This window comes from Devosia sp. YR412 (assembly GCF_900110945.1).
Taxonomy (GTDB): Bacteria; Pseudomonadota; Alphaproteobacteria; order Rhizobiales; family Devosiaceae; genus Devosia.
Genome location: NZ_FOFL01000001.1, coordinates 181,395 through 200,352, shown reverse-complemented (window position 1 = coordinate 200,352; position 18,958 = coordinate 181,395). Strand labels below are relative to the sequence as shown.

Here is an 18,958-nt window from a genome sequence, read left to right as displayed (position 1 = left end):
TGAGATATATCGGAGACCCATCATGGGAAACTATTTCAGGGACGGCGAACCCAATTGGCGGCGGATGGAAGCCATGGCACGGCGCGGCTGGGGCCGCTTTGCGCAGGGCGTGGAAAGCGGCGAGGGCTGGAGCAACATGGGCGGCAATTTCCGCATCGGCCGCATGCTGGCCTCGGGCGACCTGCGGCTCGTGGCGCTCTATCTGATCGAGCAACAGCCGCGGCATGGTTATGACCTGATCAAGGCGATCGAGGAAAAATCGGCCGGCTTCTATACGCCGAGCCCCGGCATCGTCTATCCGGCGCTGACCTTTCTCGAGGAAGCCGGCTATGTGACCTCGCAGGCCGATGGCAACAAGAAGCTCTATACGATCACCGAAGAGGGCCGCGCGCATCTCAGCGATAATCGCGAGGCGATCGAATCGACGCTGAGCTTTCTGGCCAAGGCCGGCGAGCAGATGAACCGCTTCCGCGAATTCGCCAAGGCCGACTGGCCGTTTGGCGGGCGCGAGGAGGGCCAGGGTCCAGACTTCGGCAATCGCCCACCGCATCGCGGCCATGGCCCGGGCTGGGGTCCGCGGCCGGACGTGGATCGCGATATGGCGGGTGTGGTGCCCGAGCTCAATGATGCCCGGCGGGCGCTGAAGGAAGCGATCAAGACGGCCAAGCGCGGCAGCGAGGACCAGCAGCGGGCGGCGGCGGAAGTTCTGAAGCGCGCTGCAGCCGAGATTGCGGCGCTGGGCGAGGATGAGGTGGATATCTAGTCACGGGCGTCGGGGCTATCCATCACCCCACCCTCAATCCCTCCCCATTCAGGGGAGGGAAGCCAGCGTCCAGCGAACTCGATGCCTCTCATCCCTCCCCCTTGTGGGGAGGGTGGCCCCGAAGGGTCGGGTGGGGGTGTTGGTCGCGGCGGCTTTCGCGGTCACAACTAACATGTTAGTCTCGTTCGCATGCAGCCAGCCACGACACTTCCCAGCCCTCTCCACACCCAATCCCCCGATCGGCAAGCCGCTGGCGAGCGCGTTGCGGCGCGGCTCAAGGGCAAGGTGCGAGGCCGAATTCATACCGATCCTCTGATGACCTATGCCTGGAGCGGGGATGCGTCCTCATACCGGCTGATCCCAGCCGTGGTGGTGTTCATCAATAGCGAAGACGAGGTGCGCGCGGTGATGGCGGCGGCGCGGACCGAGAAGCTGCCGATCACCTTCCGGGCGGCGGGGACGTCGCTTTCCGGGCAGGCGGTGACAGACGGGGTGTTGGCGGTGCTGGGTGATGGCTGGCGCAAACTCGAGATCCATCCGGGCGCCGCGCAGATCACACTAGGGCCGGCGGTGATCGTGGCGCAGGCCAATGCCGCGCTGAAACCTCATGACCGCAAGATCGGGCCGGATCCAGCGAGCCAGGCGACCTGCAAGATCGGTGGCGTGGTCAATAACAATTCATCCGGCATGTGCTGCGGCGTAGCGCAGAACACCTATCACACCATGGCGCGGCTGCGGATTGTGCTCGCCGATGGCACGATGCTGGATAGCGGCGATGCGGCGAGCCGCGATGCCTTCCGCGTCAGCCATGCCGAGATGCTGGCGGGTCTGCATCAGCTGCACCACGAGGTGATGGCCGACGCGGACCTCGTGGCGCTGATCCGCAAGAAATACAGGATCAAGAACACCGTCGGCTATTCGCTCAATGCGCTGGTCGATTACCACGACCCGCTGGATATCCTGATTCACCTGATGGTGGGTTCGGAGGGTACGCTCGGTTTCGTCTCCGAGGTCACCTACAACACCGTGCCGGAACATCCGTTCAAGGCGACGGGGCTGGTGCCGTTTCCCGATCCGCAATCGGCGGGCCGGGCGATTATCGAGATGGCCAATGGCGGGGTGCATGTCACCCAGGGCATTACCGCGGCCGAATATATCGAGCGGCGGGCGCTGGCGACAGTGGAGCATCTGGCGCCGATGGCACCGTTGCTGCCGTGGCTGACGGAGAGCTCGCCGGCCGTGCTGATCGACGTGACGGCGCCTGATGCAGCGACGCTGGAGGTCGAACTGGCTAAGGCCGTGGCCATTCTCCAGCGGCATGGCGCCTCGCATATCGATCTGTCGACCGACGCGGCACGCAGCATGGCGCTGTGGGATATCCGCAAGGGCTTTTTCACCTCGGGTGGCGCGGCGCGGCCCAAGGGCACGTCGATGCTGACCGAAGATGTGGCGGCGCCGATCGAACGGCTTGCCGAATTCGTGCTGGATATGCGCAGCCTGCTCGATGCGCATGGCTATGACGATGCGATCATTTTCGGCCATGCCCTGGCGGGGAATCTGCATTTCCAGATGAGCGACAATTTCGCCCAAGCCGGCGCGGCGGAGAAATTCGACGTTTTCAACCGGGAGCTGTCGCAGCTGGTTTCGGTGCAATATGGCGGATCGCTCAAGGCCGAGCATGGCACCGGCCGCGCCATTGCGCCCTTTGTCGAGGCGGAATGGGGCGAGAAGGCCTATGGGCTGATGTGGCGCATAAAAGCGCTGTTCGACCCGGAGAACCTGCTCAATCCGGGCGTGCTGCTCAACCGGGACGACAAGGTGCATATCAAGCACCTCAAGGTCATGCCGCCGGCCGACGAGCTGGTGGACCTCTGCATAGAATGCGGCTTCTGCGAGCCGGCCTGCCCGAGCCACCAGATGACGCTGTCGCCGCGCCAGCGCATTGCGGTGACGCGCGAGCGTGAGCGGCTGCGGGCCTCCGGCGAAGACCCGGCGCGGCTCAAGCGGCTGGATGAGGATTTCCAGTATCCCGGGCTAGATACCTGCGCGGCCTGCAATCTCTGCTCCATCCGCTGCCCGGTGGACATCGAGACCGGGACGATGATCATCGGACAGCGCGAACGGCGGCGCGGCAGTACGGCGCGCGGCGTGGCCGGGTTTGTAGCCGATCATCGCGGGGCGGTTGAGAGCATGATGCGGGGCGGGGTTGGCATCGCGGATATGGCCCGGAATGTGGTCCCGGCGGCGGCCATGGAGGCGATCACTGACACCGCAAGGCACGTGACGGGCGAGCGCGTCCCAAGAGTGTCGCGGGCTTTGCGGCATGGGCCGGGGGCGCCGGAGCCGGTGGCACAGAGCGGGCGGGAACGGATCGTCTATTTCCCGAGCTGCGCGACGCGGATGTTTGGGGCGCCGAAAAGCGAGCATGACCTCTTGGCGGTGCCGGACGCGGTGCTGGCGCTGCTTGAGCGGGCGGGCTTCGATGTGTTGATGCCCGAGCATCTCAACGGGCAATGCTGCGGCCAGCCGTTTCAGTCGAAGGGCTTTCCGGAGCAGGCTGCCATGGTTGGCGGTGCGCTGAAGAAGGAGCTTTCGGCGCTGTCGGAGGCGGGACGGCTCAGCGTCGTGACGGATGCCTCCACCTGCGCCAAGCATCTCAAGGAGTTTCCGGGCGATGCGCCGGTGCTGGATTCGAGCCAGTTTCTGCTCAGCCAGGTGCTGCCGAAGCTCAGCATCACGCGGAAATTGCCCAGCGTCGCGGTGCATCACAATTGCTCGGCACAAAGATTGGCCGAACAGCCCATGACCGAGGCGATCGCGCGGGCCTGTGCCGAGCAGATCGCGGTGCTGAAGTCCGTGACCTGCTGCGGCTATGCCGGCGACAAGGGGCTGTTCTTCCCCGAACTCAACGCGCATGCGACGCGGTTTGCCAAGGCCGAGATACCGGCAGGCTGCACGTTGGGAGTTTCGACGGTCAGCACGTGTGCCTCGGGGTTGAGCGAGCATGCCGGGGTGCCATTTGTGGGACTGGCGAGTCTCCTCGAATGGGCGAGCCGGCCGTTGCATTGAGCATGGGGTGACGTCTGCGCGGAAACGCGGTAGTGCAGGCGCCAGCAAGCCCTTGAGTATCCATGACCCTCACCACCACGATTTCCAGCCTCGGCCACAAGGGCGAGGGTGTCGCCGAGATTGACGGCAAGAAAATTTTCATTCCGCTGACCCTGCCGGGCGAGCGGGTGGAGATCGAGGCCGATGGCGAGCGTGGCACGCTGGTCGGCGTGATCAGCCCGGCGGAAAACCGCGCCGAACCCTTCTGCCCGCATTTTGGCGCCTGTGGCGGCTGCCAGCTGCAGCATATGGACAGGCCGAGCTACGAGGCCTTCAAGACGGCGCTGGTGGAAACGCCGCTGCATTTTGCCGGGATCGACAGCAAGGTCACGCGCTTCATCGACGCCGCCGGAAATGGACGGCGCCGGGCGACGCTGCATGCGCGGCAGGAAGGCGCCGGCTATATGCGGCTCAGGAGCCATCAGGTGCATGACATAGAGCGCTGCCCGATCCTTGTGCCGGCTTTGGCGCGAGCGCCGGAAATCACGCGCGCGGTAATGCAGGCCGTCGGCGAGAGCGATGTCGCGTTTACCGCGACGCTGAGCGGGCTCGACGTGGTGATCCGCACCGAAAAGAAGCAGGCGCGGATGGATCGCGTCTCGCCGCTGGTCGGGCGCTTCAAGCTGGCGCGGCTGTCGATGAATGGCGAGATGGTGCTGCAGGCGCAGCCGCCGATTGTCGAAATGGGCAAGGCGCGGGTGGAAATCCCGATGAGCAGCTTTTTGCAGGCGACAGAAGCCGCGGAAAATGTGCTGGCCGAATACGTCGTCAATGCCGTGGGCAAGGCGAAGACGGTGGCCGACCTGTTCTGCGGCGTCGGGCCGTTTGCGCTGCGGCTGGCGGAACAGCGGCCGGTGATGGCCTTTGACAGCGACAAGCCGGCCATTGCGGCGCTGGACAAGGCGCGGCGCTTCACCAAGGGCATTCGCGAGGTGACGGCCAAGGCGCGCGACCTGTTCCGCGATCCGCTGACCCAGTTCGAGCTGCCCTATGAGGCCGTGGTGCTGGATCCGCCGCGGGCCGGCGCCGAGGCGCAAGTCAAGGAGATCGCCAAATCCAAGGTGAAAACCGTGGTGATGGTGGCCTGCGATGCGCGGACTTTTGCGCGCGATGCGGCGATTTTGATCGCCGGCGGCTATACAATGAGCGACCTCGTGGCAGTGGACCAATTCAGCCAATCGACGCATATTGAAATTGCTGCCACATTTCGCCGCTAGTGACTGATTGCGACGGCAACGCAACCGACTTGGTTCGACAAGCGTTGCGGGTTCATCAACAATCAAGTAGCGGCTGCGTGGGGCGGGCGTTGTTGCTTTGGAGAATCCAATGACATTCTTGAAGACGACTTTCGTAATCGCCGCGCTGTGCACCAGTGCTGCCATGCCCGCCTTCGCCCAGGACGCTGCCGCCTTCGATCCGAAGGGCACCTTCGTTGACAGCTACGGCACGTCCTTCACCTTCTCGCTCTGCGGTGACGGCACCGACCTCTGCGGCACGCTGGAAACCCTCAAGGGCGCTTCGGCTACCGAAGAAAACCTGGCCTTTGTCGGCAAGCAGGTGATGCAGGCCAAGGCCTCGGGTCCGAATGAGTGGAAAGGCGCACTGACCGCCGGCGGCATCAGTGCTGAAGCCACCGTGACCCAGACAGGTCCCGACACCATTGATATCCAGGGTTGCCGCGCGGCAATCCTGTGCCAGACGCTGACCTACAACCGCAGCTAAGCGTTAGAGCTTAGATTTATCTCGGCGCGCGCTTGGCGAGAATTCGCTGCAGCGTGCGCCGATGCATATTGAGCCGGCGCGCGGTTTCCGAGACGTTGCGGTCGCAGAGCTCATAGACCCGCTGGATATGCTCCCAGCGTACCCGGTCGGCCGACATCGGATTTTCCGGTGGCTCAGGCTTTTCCTCGCCAGTGGCGAGCAGTGCATTGATCACGTCATCGGCATCGGCTGGTTTGCTGAGGTAATCCACGGCGCCCAGCTTCACGGCGGTAACGGCCGTAGCGATATTGCCATAGCCGGTCAGCACCACGGCGCGCGCATCGGGCCGCTTGGTATGCAGCGCCGAAACCACTTCCAGCCCATTGCCATCTTCGAGCCGCAGATCGACCACGGCATAGGCCGGCGGCTTTTCCGCAACGGCTGCAAGGCCTTCGGCGACCGAGCCGGCTATGCGGACATCAAAACCGCGCCGCGCCATGGCGCGCTCGAGGCGTTGCAGGAATGCCGCGTCGTCATCGACAAGCAGCAGGCTTGGGTCGGTGGCCAGAAGGTCTTCGATCGTGCTCATGGGCTTCACATAAGGCTTTGAGGGCAAAAGGTCAAAATCTAGCTTGGCACGCCCTCACCGACCTCAACCGCACTCCTCGGCCAGACGATCCGCACCCGCGCATGGCCCTCGCTGGCGATATTCTCAAAGGCCAGCCGTGCCCCCGTCCGCTCCAGCAGCGTCTTGGCGATGAACACCCCAAGCCCCAGCCCGCCGGGCTTGTTGGCGTCGGGGCCATGCGGGTCGCGAGCGCGGCTGGTGAGATAGGGCTCGCCGAGCCGGGCGATCAGTTCGGGGGCAAAGCCAGGGCCGTCGTCGGTGATCGAAACCGAAACTGCTTCGAGGTCCCAGGCCGCTTCGACGCGCACCGTACTGCGGGCGAAATCGGCGGCGTTTTCGATCAGATTGCCCAGGCCATAGAGCAGGCCGACGCCGCGGGTGAAGACCGGCGGGGCGCCCGCGGACTTTTCGGAATAGAAGAGGATCGCCTTGCCATGCCCCTCATGTGGGCGAGCGACTTCGGCCAAGAGATCGGTCAGCGGCACGGCAGCAAAGGGATCACCGCCCTCATTGCCGAGATTGCGCAGCTTGGCGAGAATGGCGCGGCAGCGCGCCGCTTGGGCGATGATCAGTTCGACGTCATCGGCGAGGTCGCTGCCCGGCTCGGCCTCGGCACGCATTTCCTTGGCGGCGAGGGCAATGGTCGAGAGCGGCGTGCCCAGTTCATGGGCGGCAGCGGCGGCCAGGCCATCGAGCGCCGAGAGGCGCTCTTTCTGCGACAGGGCCAGCTCGGTGGCGGCGAGTGCATCGGCGATCTGGCGGGCGTCATGGGCGACGCGCATCGTATAGGCGGAGATGAAGACCACGCCGCAGATGATCGAGACCCAGATGCCGATAACATAGATGCGGTTGAAGACAATGCGCTCGACCGGGCTCCACGGCAAAGGCAGATGCCAGACGGACAGCACCGAGGCGATCACTGCGGCCAGCAGGGCAATGAACACCGTGGCCCGCTGCGGCAGCGTGGTGGCGGAAACCGAAACCGGCGCCAGCAGCAGCAGCGAGAAGGGATTCTGCAAGCCGCCGGTCAGAGCCAGCAGGCCACCGAGCTGGCAGAGATCGAAGGCGACCTGGCTGGCAGCCTGCAGCGACGTGGGGCGATGCGAGTTCCCGAGCTTCAGCACCAGCCAGATATTGACCCCGGCCGAGAGCGCGATCAGCGCGAAACATTCAAACAGCGGCAGCGGAAAGCCGAGGCCAAAGGCCACGAAGAGCACGCCGATTGCCTGCCCACCGACCGCCAGCCAGCGGATCAGCACCAGGGTTTGCAGGCGCAACGGGCGCCAGGTCGAGGGCAAGGGGAGGCCATCGGCCTGGGTCATGGGCATGTCTGGGCCCTTTCGGGGCAAAATCTGATCCCGCCATAGTAAGGGAAAAACTGCATTTCAAGACCAAAAAACCACAGGCACAGCATTGATCCTACCCCGGTACGGGCCACGTATGGATCATCGTGACTGGGAGAATGAAAATGAACACTGCAATTATCAAACCTCAATGGTCGCCTTTGACCATCGCCCTCATGGTGGGCGGCTTCATCCTGTTCTGGCCGCTTGGCCTTGCCGTCCTCGGCTATATCCTGTGGGGCGAAAAGTTCGGCGGCTCGCCGGAAAAGGCGCAGGCCTATTGGAACAAGGGCAAGAGCTGGTGCAGCTCCAACAAGGGCGCCCATCGCAACTGGACCAACCATCGGAGCTACGGCATGAACTCGAGCGGCAATGCAGCCTTTGACGACTATCGCGCCGAACAGCTGAAGCGTCTCGACGAAGAGCGCGCCCGCCTCGACGCCGAAATCGACGCCTTCCACGAATATATGGCCAATCTCAACAAGGCCAAGGATCGCGAAGAATTCGATCGCTTCATGAACGAGCGCCGCGGTTCGCGCCAGGGCTATGACGCCCCGACGCAGAACAATGGCGACCAGAACAACAATGGCTGGGGCAATAACGGCTAAGGCGGGCCGCAGCCAGACTATCCCTCCTGAGAAGTCGTTCCAACGACGAACTGGCGCCCCGCAAGGGGCGTCATTTTTGTTTGGGGGGTGCTTCAGTCGACACCCTCCCCCTTGAGGGGAGGGATCAAGGGAGGGGGGTAGGCCACAAGCGCTGAGCTTATGGAACGATACCCCCCTTCCTGCTCGATGACGGACTTAGCGAGGCTAAGTCCTATCTCGCTTCCCTCCCCTCAAGGGGGAGGGTGGTCGACTAATCGTCCGGTGCGCCACTTCAAAAAATTCCCGCTATAATCATCCGACTCACACCCAGAGCCCCATGAACCTGTTTTTCCGCCCCAAGCCCAAAATCCCAACTAGTACCATCATCGAGATCGATGGCGTTGCGGTCTCGGTGACCGTCAAGGTCAATGCGCGGTCGAAAAGCTATCGGCTGTCGCTGCCTGCAACCGGGCCGGTCCTGACGCTGCCGCCGCATGGCAAATGGGCCGAGGCAGAGGCCTTCCTGTCGCGACACCACAATTGGCTGGCTGCGCGGATCAAGCGGGTACCGGAGGCCACCAGTTTTGCCGAGGGGAGCCTGGTGCCTTTGCGCGGCGTCGATCATCGCGTGGTGGCGACCGGCAGGGTGCGCGGGCGGGTGGAAGTGGCGGAGATAGATGGCGAAAAAGTCCTGCTGGTGCCCGGCGATGCGGCGCATCAGGCGCGGCGGCTGACCGACTGGCTGAAGGACGAGGCGCTGGCCGATCTCGAAGCCTGCAGCGCGATACATGCCGAGCGGCTGGGCGTCACCATCAAGGCGATCAGGATGCGCGAGCAGAAGAGCCGCTGGGGCTCCTGTTCGTCGAGTGGCAATATCAACTACAACTGGCGGCTGATCCTGGCGCCAAGCTTCGTGCTCGACTATGTGGCGGCGCATGAAGTGGCGCATCTGGTGGAAATGAACCACTCAGCCGCCTTCTGGGCGACGGTAAAGCGCACCATGCCGGACATGGACCGGGGGCGGGCGTGGCTGAAAGCACACGGTCGCCAGCTGATGGCCTAGCCACGGCCCGCAAAGGGCCAAGCTGCCCAGATGCCGCCGCATTTTTTGGCGTAACAGTCGGGATGCGCCGTTTCATCGCCTTGATCACGCTGGTCTTCGCCTTCGCGTCTCTTGCCGGGACGACGATGGCGCATGCGCATCGCTATGTCTCGACGCCCATGGTGGTGCTGAACCATGTCGATGAGAACAACCAGTCGATTCCGGTGATCGTCGGCGTGCAGCGGGGCGAGATCGACCTCGGTGAAGGCATCATGCTGCCCTGCGGCGCGCATCACGGCATTCCGGTCAGCGTCGCACAATTGCCGGTCTGCCCGGCCCAGCCCGAGACCTTTGCCAGGGTAGATGAAGCCGCGCGGGACTGGTTCGGCAGCAGCCCGCGACGCCCGCCTAAGCAGGCCTGAAAACACCTTCCTTCCCTATCCCTTTCTCTTACGGCCCCGCTTTCGGGGCCAAGGATGTTTTCATGTCGTCTCTCATCCAGGCGCGCCTGTCGCGCCGTAGCCTGCTGGCTGGACTGGCCAGCGTCAGCGCCCTAGCCCTTGCGGGCTGTGCCACCACCGCCCCCATGCCCACACTGCCGCCGGGCCCGGTGCGCCATGCCGTGCCACCCGACGTGCTGGCCATGTATGCCGCCCGGCCGGAGGAGGACTATCCGGTCCCCGCCGCCGATGTATCGATGGTTGATCCGATCTATTGGCGGCAGGAGGTGGACAATCCCACCGGCCAGCCGGCAGGCCGCGTCGTCGTCGATACCAGCAATTTCTTCCTCTACTGGACCATGCCGAATGGCCGCGCCACGCGCTATGGCGTGGGCCTCGGCCGGGCCGGCTTTGAATGGAGCGGGGAAGGCCATATTGCCTATAAGCGCAAGTGGCCGGTGTGGACCCCGCCAGGTGAAATGGTGGATCGTCAGCCGGAGCTCGAAATGTATCGCAACGGCCAGCCGCCCGGCCTGCTCAATGCCTTGGGCGCCCGCGCGCTCTATATCCATCAAGGCAATCGCGACACGATCTACCGCGTGCATGGCACGATGGACCCGTCCACCATCGGCAAGGCGGTGTCGAGCGGCTGCGTGCGGCTGCTGTTCCAGGATGTGATGGATCTGTATGAGCGGGTAACGCCCGGGGCGCCGATCGTAGTGGTGTGAAGCAAAGGCCGCCCGGGAGGGCGGCCTTTTGGTTTCGAACGCTTCCACAATCTCGGTGTCACCCCGGCCTTGAGCCCAGAACCTTAGTTCTGTTGCCCGCCAAAGATCAGGTCCATCAGCGTGCGCTGGGACCGTTCATTCTCGATCGGCACCGGCTGGCCGAGATTGGCCGGCGGCTGGATCTGCTGCGGCTGTATTTGCGCCGGGGCGCTCGGTACCCAGACCTGCTGGCCGGTGGCCGGATCGACCACCAGGGTCATCGGCAGGCCGGTCGAGGGATCGAGCGGGGCCTGGCCCATGTCAACGGCCTGCGGCTGCACCACCTGATTGCCGCCGACGACCTGACCCACCACCTGGCCGGTGGCCGGGTCGATCTGATTGCCATTGGCATCGACCAGATAGCCGGTGGCGCCATTGGTGATCGGCATGCCGGTATTGGGATCGATCTGCTGGCCGGTGACGCCGGCGTTCGGATCAACCATCTGGCCGCTCTGGATCGGCTGGTTGGCCGACATGGCGGTCGCTGGCACATATTGGCCGGTGGCGGGATCGAGCTGCATCAGCTGGCCGGTCGCCGGGTCGGTCATTGTCTGGACCGGCTGGCCGGAATTGGCATCGACATATTGCGTCACGGTCTGGCCGGTGGCCGGATCGACCACCTGCTGGCCGACGAGCTGGCCATCATAGGAACCGCCCGGAATGGCGGCGATCTGCTTGCCCTGATGCGCCTTGGTCATGAATTCGGACCAAATGGCAGCCGGCACGTTACCGCCCGACAGGGTGGTCTTGGTGTCATTGTCATTGCCCAGCCAGATGCCGGTGACCATGGCCGAGGTATAGCCGACGAACAGCGCATCGCGGGCATTCTGCGACGTGCCGGTCTTGCCGCCGAATTCCCAGCCGCCAAGATTGGCGCCCTTGCCGGTGCCCACTTCGACCGCGGTTTCCAGCATGTCGTTCATTTCGGCCAGGATGTTCGGGGCGACCACGCGGCCGGGGCCGGCGTCGGAACTCTGGTAGAGCGAAGTGCCGTCCTTGGCCTGAATGGAAGTGATGACATTGGGGATGACACCCATGCCGCCATTGGCGAAGGGGGCATAGGCCGAGGTCAGCTCAAGCAGGTTCACTTCCTGGGTGCCGAGTGCGATCGAGGGCACGGCGGTCAACTGGGAGGAAATGCCCATGCGGGTCGCGACATCGATCACCGCCTGCGGGGTGACGTCGATGGCGAGGCGCGCGGCAATGGTGTTGAGCGAATAGGCGAGGCCCTGACGCAGGGTCACCGTGCCGGCATATTTGCCCGAGGCATTGCGCGGGCTCCAGCCTTGGTATTCAAACTGGGCGTCCTCGGCCAGAGTGTCGGGCGTATAGCCCTTTTCCATGGCGGCCATATAGACGAAGGGCTTGAAGGTCGAGCCGGGCTGGCGCTTGGCCGTGACGGCGCGGTTATACTGGCTGGCTTGGTAATCGACGCCGCCGACCATGGCGCGCACGGTGCCATCGACATCCATGGCGACGAGCGCACCCTGGCTGAAGCCGCGGCTCGGGCCGTCATTGGCCACGTGTTCCTTGACGATAAACTCGGCGTCTTTCTGCATCTTGTAGTCGATGGTGGTCTGCACCACGACGTCGGATTTGATCTCGCCGATATAGGCGGTCATCAGGCTTTCGACCCAGTCGGCGACATAGGATTCCGAACCGGCGACGCGGGTGCGCACGGTCTGGCTCGGGTCGATCTGAGCCGCGGCCGCCTCTTCCTGGGTGATGAAGCCATCGCGGGCCATGGCGGCCAGCGACAGGCGCTGGCGTTCGATGGCGCGTTCCGGATTGGATTTGGGATTATAGGCGGAGGGGGCAGGCAGGATGCCGGCCAGCATGGCGGCCTGGCCGAGCGACAGATTGCGCGCCGAGACACCGAAATAGGTCTGGGCAGCGGCCTCGATCCCCGTTGCACCGGCGCCGAAATAGACGCGGTTCATATAGAGTTCGAGGATTTCTTCCTTGGTGTAATTCTGCTCCAGCCAGACCGCGAGAATGGCTTCTTGCACCTTGCGGCCCAGCGTCTGGTCGGGCGTCAGGAAAAGGTTTTTGGCGACCTGCTGGGTGATGGTCGATGCACCACGGGTCACGCCGCGGGCCTGGACGGATTCGATGGCCACCGAGATGAGACCCAGCGGATCGACGCCGAAATGGCTCATGTAGCGGCGGTCTTCCGAGGCGATGATGGCCGCGGGCACGTAATAGGGCAGTTCGCGATAGGTGATGGCTTCGCCGCCGGTGGCGCCGCGATTGGAAATCAGGCTGCCGTCAGCCGCCAGAATGCGGATATTGGGCGGACGATCGGGAATGGCCCAGGTATTGGCCGAAGGGAGCTGCGCGCCGTAGTAGACGATCACGCCGATGACAGCGATGCCGCCCCAGATGCAGGCGACAAAGCCCCACCAGAGCAGGCCCATGAGAAAACCGCCCGAGCGCGAACGCTTCTTTTTGGCCGGCTGACCCTTGCCGCGACGCGGGGGTTTCGGCGGCTTGCCGCTACCGCCCGAACCGCTGGTCCTGCGGGCGGGGCGTTCATCGGCAACGGAAAAGCCCATAGACTGGCCGATGGTCGGGCCATTGCCAGTGATCGACGGCTCGACGCGTTCGCCCTTGCTGGCGCGCGGCTGGGCCTTGGGCTTTGCGCCCTTGGCTGGCTGATTGCCTACGCGGTCATCGGCGGAAATGCGGAAATCCATCAAGCAGACCTTAGAAAACTGGTGCCTTTTGCCCGCTTCTACCCTGTTCGTTCAGATCAGGGAACAAGAGGTTATCGAGTGGTTAAGGCTGATCCTGATCGTCTCGCGGGCGCGGCATCCCTGCCGAGGCGCTTCCCGCGCGATCACCTGTCTCTTCTGTTGAGTAATTGTGGCCGGTTTATGTGAGGATTTACCGGGAGCGCAGCGGTGTTGCGGGGGTGTCACAGGCCCTGCCTTGCCGCCGCCGCATGCACGCGGTTATGTGCCGGGCATGATCCGCACGCTTCTTGCCCTCCTCGCCATCTTCATCGCGCAACCAGCTTTCGCCAATGACCAGACCGCGCTCGACCGGGCGCTGGATGATGCGCTGGCGACGTTCGAGCGGGCTTTGCCCAAGCTTTCGAGCGAAGAATTCGGCGTGGATGTCGCCGCCTATCGCGATGCGCTGAGTTTGCAGCAGTTCCGCTCGTCCTATTGGGGCGGCGAGATTGGGCTCGATATCGAGATGCGGGAGGGCGCGACCGGCTCATGCAGGCAATTTGCCGCCTTCGTGCGCATTCCGCCGGAGAATGGCGCGGTCAAGCTGGTGCTCTGCCCGCAGTTCTTTTCGCCGGGCGCCGATGCTCTGCGCGAGCTGACCGTGCTGCATGAAATGGTGCATGTGGTCGCCGGGCGCGACGAGTGCCAGGCCATGGCTTTTGCCGCCAAAGTGCAGATGGCGGCGACCGGAGCGTTTACCCCGGTCGACGCGTACTGGAAAGCGAGCGGCTGTGCCGGCTCGCGCTACACCCTGCCCTAGCGCCAGCCGAGCGCCGGGGCGACCAGTGTCAGAATGCTCTCGATGACATGGGCGTTGTAGTCGACGCCGAGCTGGTTCGGCACCGTCAGCAGCAGCGTATCGGCTTCAGCAATAGCCTCGTCCTCGGCCAGCATCTTGATCAGGGCTTCCGGCTCGGCAGTATAGCCGCGACCGAAGACAGCGCGCTTTTCTGGCTCGATATAGCCGAACTGGTCTTCTTCCGGCCGGCCCGAGCCGAAATAGGCGCGGTCCATGTCATTGACCAGGGCAAAGATCGAACGGCTGACCGAGACGCGCGGCTCATAAGTGTGGCCAGCTTCCTTCCAGGCGGCGCGATAGGCGCGGATCTGCTCGGCCTGCTGGATGTGGAACGGCTTGCCGCTTTCGTCGAACTTCAGCGTCGAGGACTGCAGATGCATGCCCATCTGGGCGGCCCAGATGGCGGTCGCGTCGCTGGCGGCGCCCCACCAGATGCGCTCGCGCAAACCGGGCGAGTGCGGCTCCAGCCGCAGCTTGCCGGGCGGATTGGGGAACATCGGGCGCGGATTGGGCTCGGCAAAGCCATTGCCCTTGAGCACTTCGAGGAAGACCCGGGTCTGGTCGCGGGCCATGTCCTGGTCGGTTTTACCCTCGGCGGGGGCATAACCAAAATAGCGATAGCCATCGATGACCTGCTCGGGCGAGCCGCGCGAAATGCCGAGCTGCAGGCGGCCACCGGCGATCAGATCGGCCGCGCCGGCATCCTCGGCCATGTAGAGCGGGTTTTCGTAACGCATGTCGATGACGGCGGTGCCGAGCTCGATCTTCTTGGTCTTGGCGCCAGCGGCGGCGAGTAGTGGAAAGGGCGAGGCTAGCTGGCGGGCAAAGTGATGCACGCGGAAATAGGCGCCATCGGCACCCAGTTCTTCGGCGGCCACCGCCAGATCGATCGACTGCAACAGCGCATCGCCGGCCGAACGGGTGCCGGACTGAGGCGAGGGCGACCAATGGCCGAAGGAGAGGAAACCGATCTTTTTCATGGGGACACCTGCGTGTGCGGCCCCATTCTCGGGGACAATGCTTAGCTATGTCGACCAAGGCGCCGGAAAAAGCCAGATAGCGGGAACGGATTGTTCGGTGAGGCGAACATTGAACGGAGCGGGAGCCGCTGCGTTGGTTGGGGTAAGCAAGATAGAGAGCATGACATGCCGACGATCCGCACAGTGGCAAGCAGCAAGGGCGCGAGCCTGGCGACCGAGGCCTGGGGCGAGCTCGAGAAGGGCACAATCCTGCTGGTGATGGGCGCCACGGCCTCGATGCTGTGGTGGCCGGATGAGTTGATGAAGGCCTTGGCGGATTGCGGTTATCAGGTGATCCGCTTCGATCATCGCGATACGGGCCAATCGGCCACACTACTACCGGGAGAAATCAATTATGACCTCGCCGATATGTCCGGCGATCTCATCGCCATTCTTGACGCCTATGAAGTTGGAAGCGCGCATATCGTGGGCATGTCGCTGGGCGGGTTGCTTGGGCAGATAGTGGCTTTGCAGCATCCGGAGCGCGTCAAGTCGCTGACGTTGATCGCCTCTGAGCCAGTCAATCTCGCCTATGAGGGCGAAGGCATTGGCCCAGAGTTCATGGCGCATTTCAAGGCTATGGCGGCGCTCGACTGGTCGAACCGAAAGGCGGTGTCGGATTTCCTGCTGCGCAGTGCAGAGTTGAGTGCCGGCTCGGCTGTACCGTTTGATGCGGAGGGCGCGCGGCAGCGCGTAGAAGCCGGGCTGGGCCGCACCGACAGCATGGCCAGTGCCTTCAATCACGGCCGTATCGGTGGAAATTTGGACGGGCTCGATCTCGCCAAACTCACCCAGCCCGTGCTGGTGATCCACGGCAGTGAAGACCCGATCATTCCCATCGGCGCCGGCTACAAGATCGCCGAAACCGCGCCGGATGCCGACCTGATGGTGCTGGATCGACGCGGACATGAGATTTTGGAGCGGGACGTACCGGCGATTGCCGCGGCGATATTGGCGCTGGCGGATGGGGCCTAAATTACTCAGCGGCCTGATAATATTGCGCTGACGGCCTGATAGCTGCAACCACCGCATCGGCGGCGGCCAGCTGAAAATCCGGATCTAGGCGCAAGGCCTCGAGTGTTCGCGCTACAGGCTGTTCGCCGGGCCAATCTTCGAAGGCAAAATCCAGCACGGACGCCGCTTCAGCTATGGCATCATCCAGCGTATCGGCCACGGCAATAACCCCAGGCACGTCGGGAAAGGACACGCCATAGCCGGAGTCGGCGTCCTTGTGGATCAAGGCAATGTAGTGGGCGTCACGCATCATTGTGCCAACCTGCCTGCATGTGGATCGAACGCAGGGTACCGATCGGGATATCCTTGCGCGGATGGGTCAGGATAACCGTTCGACCGCTTTCGATATGCCTATACTTATGATGCGAACCACGCACGGAAACAAGAACGAAGCCATCCGTCGCCAAACGGCGGATGATATCCCGACTGTCGCGCAGCAGCTTGCCCATCGCGGTTCTCCCGACCCATGATGATTGGGAGAACTACGAACAAGCAAGAGTTGTCGCCAAAACGACCTGACTAGACGTCCAGGTTACTCACACTGAGCGCATTGTCCTGAATGAAATCACGGCGCGGCTCCACCAAGTCACCCATCAGCGCTGTGAAGATCTGGTCGGCTTCGTCGGTCTGGGTGACTTCGACCTTGAGCAGAGTGCGGGCGTTGGGGTCGAGCGTGGTTTCCCAGAGCTGGGAGGCGTTCATTTCGCCAAGGCCTTTATAGCGCTGCAGCGAGACGCCCTTGCGGCCCGCGTCGGTGACGGCCTTGAACAGGGTGGACGGGCCATAGATCGGGATAGTCTCGCCCTTGCGCAGCAGCGTCGGCACGCCACCATAGATTTCATCGAGCCGGTCGGCCAGCTGGCGAAGCTTGCGTGCGTCGGCGCTCTGCAGCAGGGCCTTGTCGAGCATATGGGTTTCGGCAACGCCGCGCACGGTGCGCGAGAAGGCCAGCTCGTCGGCGTCGGTGATGGCGCCGGTCCAGCCCTGCTCCCACTCATCGGAAATACGGTCGAGCCGGTTGCCGACGCGGGTGAGCACTTCGCCCATCTTGTCGGCATCGGCCAGGCCATCGGGATCGAGGCCGCCAACGATGGAAGCCTGCTCCACCAGATTACGGTTGTAGCGCGTGTTCAGATTGTCGATCGCGGCGACAATGCTGCGCGCCTGCTGCACGATGCCCTGCAGATCGGGCCCAGCATGCTGGTGGCCGTCGCGGGTGGTGAAGACGGCGTCTTCGAGACCCGCCTCGATCAGGTAGTCGTTGAGCGCATCTTCGTCTTTGAGATACTGCTCGGAACGGCCGCGCATGGCTTTGTAGAGCGGTGGCTGGGCGATGTAGATATGGCCGCGCTCGAGCAGCTCCGGCGTCTGCCGATAGAAGAAGGTCAAGAGAAGCGTGCGGATATGGGCGCCGTCTACGTCGGCGTCGGTCATGATGATGATCTTGTGGTAGCGCAGCTTGTCGGCGTTGAACTCTTCGCGGCCGATGCCGGTGCCCAGCGCGGTTATCAGCGTGCCGACCTGGTCGGATGAGATCATGCGATCGAAGCGCGCGCGTTCCACATTGAGGATCTTGCCACGCAGCGGCAGCACGGCCTGGTTGGAGCGGTCGCGGCCCTGCTTGGCGGAGCCACCGGCCGAGTCGCCCTCGACGATGAAGATTTCCGACTTGGCCGGATCGCGTTCCTGGCAATCGGCCAGCTTGCCGGGCAGCGAGGAGATTTCGAGAGCGCCCTTGCGGCGGGTCAGCTCGCGCGCCTTGCGGGCGGCTTCGCGGGCGGCAGCGGCCTCAGCCACCTTGCCGACGATGACCTTGGCTTCGGCGGGATGTTCCTCGAACCACTGGCCAAGCTTGTCGTTGACGATGTTCTCAACGACCGGCCGGACCTCGGAGGAGACCAGCTTGTCCTTGGTCTGGCTCGAGAATTTGGGGTCCGGCACCTTGACCGAGAGCACGCAGGTCAGGCCTTCGCGCGTGTCGTCACCGGTCATGGTGACCTTTTCCTTCTTGGCGATGCCAGAGAATTCCGCATAGCCGACAACCTGACGCGTCAACGCGCCGCGCAGGCCGGCAAGGTGGGTACCACCATCGCGCTGCGGGATGTTGTTGGTGAAGCAGAGCACGTTCTCGTGGTAGCTGTCGTTCCACTGCAGCGCGACTTCGACGGTGATGCCGTCCTTCTCGCTGATCATGGTGATCGGCTTGTCGATGACGCCGGTCTTGGATTTGTCGAGGTACTGCACGAAGGCTTCGAGGCCGCCTTCGTAGAACAGCTCGGTGTTGACCGGCTCGGGATGGCGCAGGTCGTTGAGCAGGATGCGCACGCCCGAGTTCAGGAAAGCCAGCTCGCGCAGGCGATGCTCCAGCGTCTTGAAGTCGAACTCCACCATGGTGAAGGTTTCGGCCGAGGGGAAGAAAGTGATCTCACTGCCGCTGCGGCCTTCATAGGTGCCGGGCTGCAGGTTTTCGACATAGGTGCCGACCTGCTTGAGCGGCGCATCGGAATTGCCATGCGTGAAGCTCATCTCGTGAATCTCGCCATCACGGCGGATATTGAGCTTGAGCCAGGCCGACAGGGCGTTCACCACAGAGACGCCAACGCCGTGCAGGCCGCCGGAAACCTTATAGGAATTCTGGTCGAACTTACCGCCGGCATGCAGCTGGGTCATGATGACCTCGGCCGCCGAAATGCCCTCTTCCTTGTGGATACCGGTGGGAATGCCACGACCGTTGTCGTTGACCGCCACCGAGCCATCGGGGTTGAGCGTCACCGTGACCAGGTCGGCATGGCCGGCCAGCGCCTCGTCGATGGCATTATCGACCACCTCATAGACCATGTGATGCAGGCCCGAGCCGTCATCCGTATCGCCGATATACATGCCGGGGCGCTTACGCACCGCATCGAGCCCCTTGAGCACCTTGATGCTGTCGGCGCCGTATTCTTCGGGAAGGGGATTTTCGCTATCGGTCATGGGGTCCGAATCAGGTCGTTTCTGGTGGGTTTTGTTCTA

The 18,958-nt window shown here is 63.5% G+C and carries 17 protein-coding genes; 10 read left to right on the top strand and 7 right to left on the bottom strand.

The window, feature by feature from the left end; all coding sequences use genetic code 11:
• Positions 1-22: 22 nt before the first annotated feature.
• From BM045_RS00995 to BM045_RS00980, 4 genes are all read left to right on the top strand, one after another.
• The gene (locus BM045_RS00995) at positions 23-763 is read left to right on the top strand and encodes a PadR family transcriptional regulator (RefSeq protein WP_092179148.1); all 741 of its coding nucleotides are present in this window, start codon (positions 23-25) and stop codon (positions 761-763) included.
• A gap of 315 nt (positions 764-1,078) precedes the next feature.
• The gene (locus BM045_RS00990) at positions 1,079-3,832 is read left to right on the top strand and encodes an FAD-binding and (Fe-S)-binding domain-containing protein (RefSeq protein WP_170848319.1); all 2,754 of its coding nucleotides are present in this window, start codon (positions 1,079-1,081) and stop codon (positions 3,830-3,832) included.
• Positions 3,833-3,894: 62 nt separating this feature from the next.
• Positions 3,895-5,088, top strand: a complete 1,194-nt coding sequence (locus tag BM045_RS00985) for a class I SAM-dependent RNA methyltransferase (protein ID WP_092179146.1) — start codon at positions 3,895-3,897, stop codon at positions 5,086-5,088.
• A 109-nt stretch (positions 5,089-5,197) separates the two neighbouring features.
• Positions 5,198-5,593: a hypothetical protein gene (locus BM045_RS00980; protein WP_092179145.1), complete on the top strand. Its 396-nt coding sequence runs from the start codon at positions 5,198-5,200 to the stop codon at positions 5,591-5,593.
• A 16-nt stretch (positions 5,594-5,609) separates the two neighbouring features.
• Here the strand turns inward: BM045_RS00980 and BM045_RS00975 are convergent, their stop codons facing one another.
• Together BM045_RS00975 and BM045_RS00970 are read right to left on the bottom strand one after the other, a co-directional pair.
• A complete protein-coding gene (locus BM045_RS00975) occupies positions 5,610-6,161 on the bottom strand; it encodes an ActR/PrrA/RegA family redox response regulator transcription factor (RefSeq protein ID WP_092179144.1) in 552 nt (183 codons plus the stop codon).
• A 38-nt stretch (positions 6,162-6,199) separates the two neighbouring features.
• Positions 6,200-7,528 carry an ActS/PrrB/RegB family redox-sensitive histidine kinase gene (locus BM045_RS00970; RefSeq protein WP_244522831.1) on the bottom strand — a complete coding sequence of 443 codons (1,329 nt, stop codon included), beginning with the start codon at positions 7,526-7,528 and terminating at the stop codon, positions 6,200-6,202.
• Between the two features lie 140 nt (positions 7,529-7,668).
• On the opposite strand from BM045_RS00970, the gene BM045_RS00965 reads away from it, so the two are divergent.
• The 4 genes from BM045_RS00965 to BM045_RS00950 all read left to right on the top strand — a co-directional run bounded on the left by BM045_RS00965 (position 7,669) and on the right by BM045_RS00950 (position 10,340).
• Positions 7,669-8,151, top strand: coding sequence for a DUF2852 domain-containing protein (locus BM045_RS00965; RefSeq protein WP_092180727.1), 483 nt, complete (start codon positions 7,669-7,671; stop codon positions 8,149-8,151).
• 316 nt (positions 8,152-8,467) lie between these two features.
• A complete protein-coding gene (locus BM045_RS00960) occupies positions 8,468-9,193 on the top strand; it encodes a M48 family metallopeptidase (protein ID WP_092179143.1) in 726 nt (241 codons plus the stop codon).
• Positions 9,194-9,255: 62 nt separating this feature from the next.
• Positions 9,256-9,594: a hypothetical protein gene (locus tag BM045_RS00955; RefSeq protein ID WP_092179142.1), complete on the top strand. Its 339-nt coding sequence runs from the start codon at positions 9,256-9,258 to the stop codon at positions 9,592-9,594.
• 62 nt (positions 9,595-9,656) lie between these two features.
• The gene (locus tag BM045_RS00950) at positions 9,657-10,340 is read left to right on the top strand and encodes a L,D-transpeptidase (RefSeq protein ID WP_092179141.1); all 684 of its coding nucleotides are present in this window, start codon (positions 9,657-9,659) and stop codon (positions 10,338-10,340) included.
• An 83-nt stretch (positions 10,341-10,423) separates the two neighbouring features.
• On the opposite strand, the gene BM045_RS00945 is transcribed toward BM045_RS00950, so the two are convergent.
• Entirely contained in the window at positions 10,424-13,075 is a 2,652-nt protein-coding gene (locus tag BM045_RS00945; RefSeq protein WP_092179140.1) for a transglycosylase domain-containing protein, read from the bottom strand.
• A 271-nt stretch (positions 13,076-13,346) separates the two neighbouring features.
• Between BM045_RS00945 and BM045_RS00940 the strand changes: the two genes are divergently transcribed.
• A complete protein-coding gene (locus tag BM045_RS00940) occupies positions 13,347-13,874 on the top strand; it encodes a hypothetical protein (RefSeq protein ID WP_139198665.1) in 528 nt (175 codons plus the stop codon).
• Here BM045_RS00940 and BM045_RS00935 read toward each other — a convergent pair.
• Positions 13,871-14,893 carry an LLM class flavin-dependent oxidoreductase gene (locus BM045_RS00935; RefSeq protein ID WP_092179138.1) on the bottom strand — a complete coding sequence of 341 codons (1,023 nt, stop codon included), beginning with the start codon at positions 14,891-14,893 and terminating at the stop codon, positions 13,871-13,873. The genes BM045_RS00940 and BM045_RS00935 overlap by 4 nt on opposite strands.
• A gap of 90 nt (positions 14,894-14,983) precedes the next feature.
• On the opposite strand from BM045_RS00935, the gene BM045_RS00930 reads away from it, so the two are divergent.
• The gene (locus BM045_RS00930) at positions 14,984-15,907 is read left to right on the top strand and encodes an alpha/beta fold hydrolase (RefSeq protein WP_139198664.1); all 924 of its coding nucleotides are present in this window, start codon (positions 14,984-14,986) and stop codon (positions 15,905-15,907) included.
• A 1-nt stretch (position 15,908) separates the two neighbouring features.
• On the opposite strand, the gene BM045_RS00925 is transcribed toward BM045_RS00930, so the two are convergent.
• From BM045_RS00925 to gyrB, 3 genes are all read right to left on the bottom strand, one after another.
• The gene (locus BM045_RS00925) at positions 15,909-16,199 is read right to left on the bottom strand and encodes a type II toxin-antitoxin system HicB family antitoxin (protein WP_092179136.1); all 291 of its coding nucleotides are present in this window, start codon (positions 16,197-16,199) and stop codon (positions 15,909-15,911) included.
• Entirely contained in the window at positions 16,189-16,386 is a 198-nt protein-coding gene (locus BM045_RS00920; RefSeq protein WP_092180724.1) for a type II toxin-antitoxin system HicA family toxin, read from the bottom strand. Before BM045_RS00920 ends, BM045_RS00925 begins: the two co-directional genes overlap by 11 nt.
• Before the next feature lie 79 nt (positions 16,387-16,465).
• A complete protein-coding gene (gene gyrB, locus BM045_RS00915; RefSeq protein WP_092179135.1) occupies positions 16,466-18,919 on the bottom strand; it encodes a DNA topoisomerase (ATP-hydrolyzing) subunit B in 2,454 nt (817 codons plus the stop codon).
• Positions 18,920-18,958 lie beyond the last annotated feature (39 nt).

What these genes read in the sequence shown, in the direction of transcription:
- BM045_RS00995 (WP_092179148.1), top strand. Translation starts at nt 23, where the DNA reads ATGGGAAACTATTTCAGGGACGGCGAACCCAATTGGCGGCGGATGGAA.
- BM045_RS00990 (WP_170848319.1), top strand. Translation starts at nt 1,079, where the DNA reads ATGACCTATGCCTGGAGCGGGGATGCGTCCTCATACCGGCTGATCCCA.
- BM045_RS00985 (WP_092179146.1), top strand. Translation starts at nt 3,895, where the DNA reads ATGACCCTCACCACCACGATTTCCAGCCTCGGCCACAAGGGCGAGGGT.
- BM045_RS00980 (WP_092179145.1), top strand. Translation starts at nt 5,198, where the DNA reads ATGACATTCTTGAAGACGACTTTCGTAATCGCCGCGCTGTGCACCAGT.
- BM045_RS00975 (WP_092179144.1), bottom strand. Translation starts at nt 6,161, where the DNA reads ATGAGCACGATCGAAGACCTTCTGGCCACCGACCCAAGCCTGCTGCTT.
- BM045_RS00970 (WP_244522831.1), bottom strand. Translation starts at nt 7,528, where the DNA reads ATGCCCATGACCCAGGCCGATGGCCTCCCCTTGCCCTCGACCTGGCGC.
- BM045_RS00965 (WP_092180727.1), top strand. Translation starts at nt 7,669, where the DNA reads ATGAACACTGCAATTATCAAACCTCAATGGTCGCCTTTGACCATCGCC.
- BM045_RS00960 (WP_092179143.1), top strand. Translation starts at nt 8,468, where the DNA reads ATGAACCTGTTTTTCCGCCCCAAGCCCAAAATCCCAACTAGTACCATC.
- BM045_RS00955 (WP_092179142.1), top strand. Translation starts at nt 9,256, where the DNA reads ATGCGCCGTTTCATCGCCTTGATCACGCTGGTCTTCGCCTTCGCGTCT.
- BM045_RS00950 (WP_092179141.1), top strand. Translation starts at nt 9,657, where the DNA reads ATGTCGTCTCTCATCCAGGCGCGCCTGTCGCGCCGTAGCCTGCTGGCT.
- BM045_RS00945 (WP_092179140.1), bottom strand. Translation starts at nt 13,075, where the DNA reads ATGGATTTCCGCATTTCCGCCGATGACCGCGTAGGCAATCAGCCAGCC.
- BM045_RS00940 (WP_139198665.1), top strand. Translation starts at nt 13,347, where the DNA reads ATGATCCGCACGCTTCTTGCCCTCCTCGCCATCTTCATCGCGCAACCA.
- BM045_RS00935 (WP_092179138.1), bottom strand. Translation starts at nt 14,893, where the DNA reads ATGAAAAAGATCGGTTTCCTCTCCTTCGGCCATTGGTCGCCCTCGCCT.
- BM045_RS00925 (WP_092179136.1), bottom strand. Translation starts at nt 16,199, where the DNA reads ATGATGCGTGACGCCCACTACATTGCCTTGATCCACAAGGACGCCGAC.
- gyrB (WP_092179135.1), bottom strand. Translation starts at nt 18,919, where the DNA reads ATGACCGATAGCGAAAATCCCCTTCCCGAAGAATACGGCGCCGACAGC.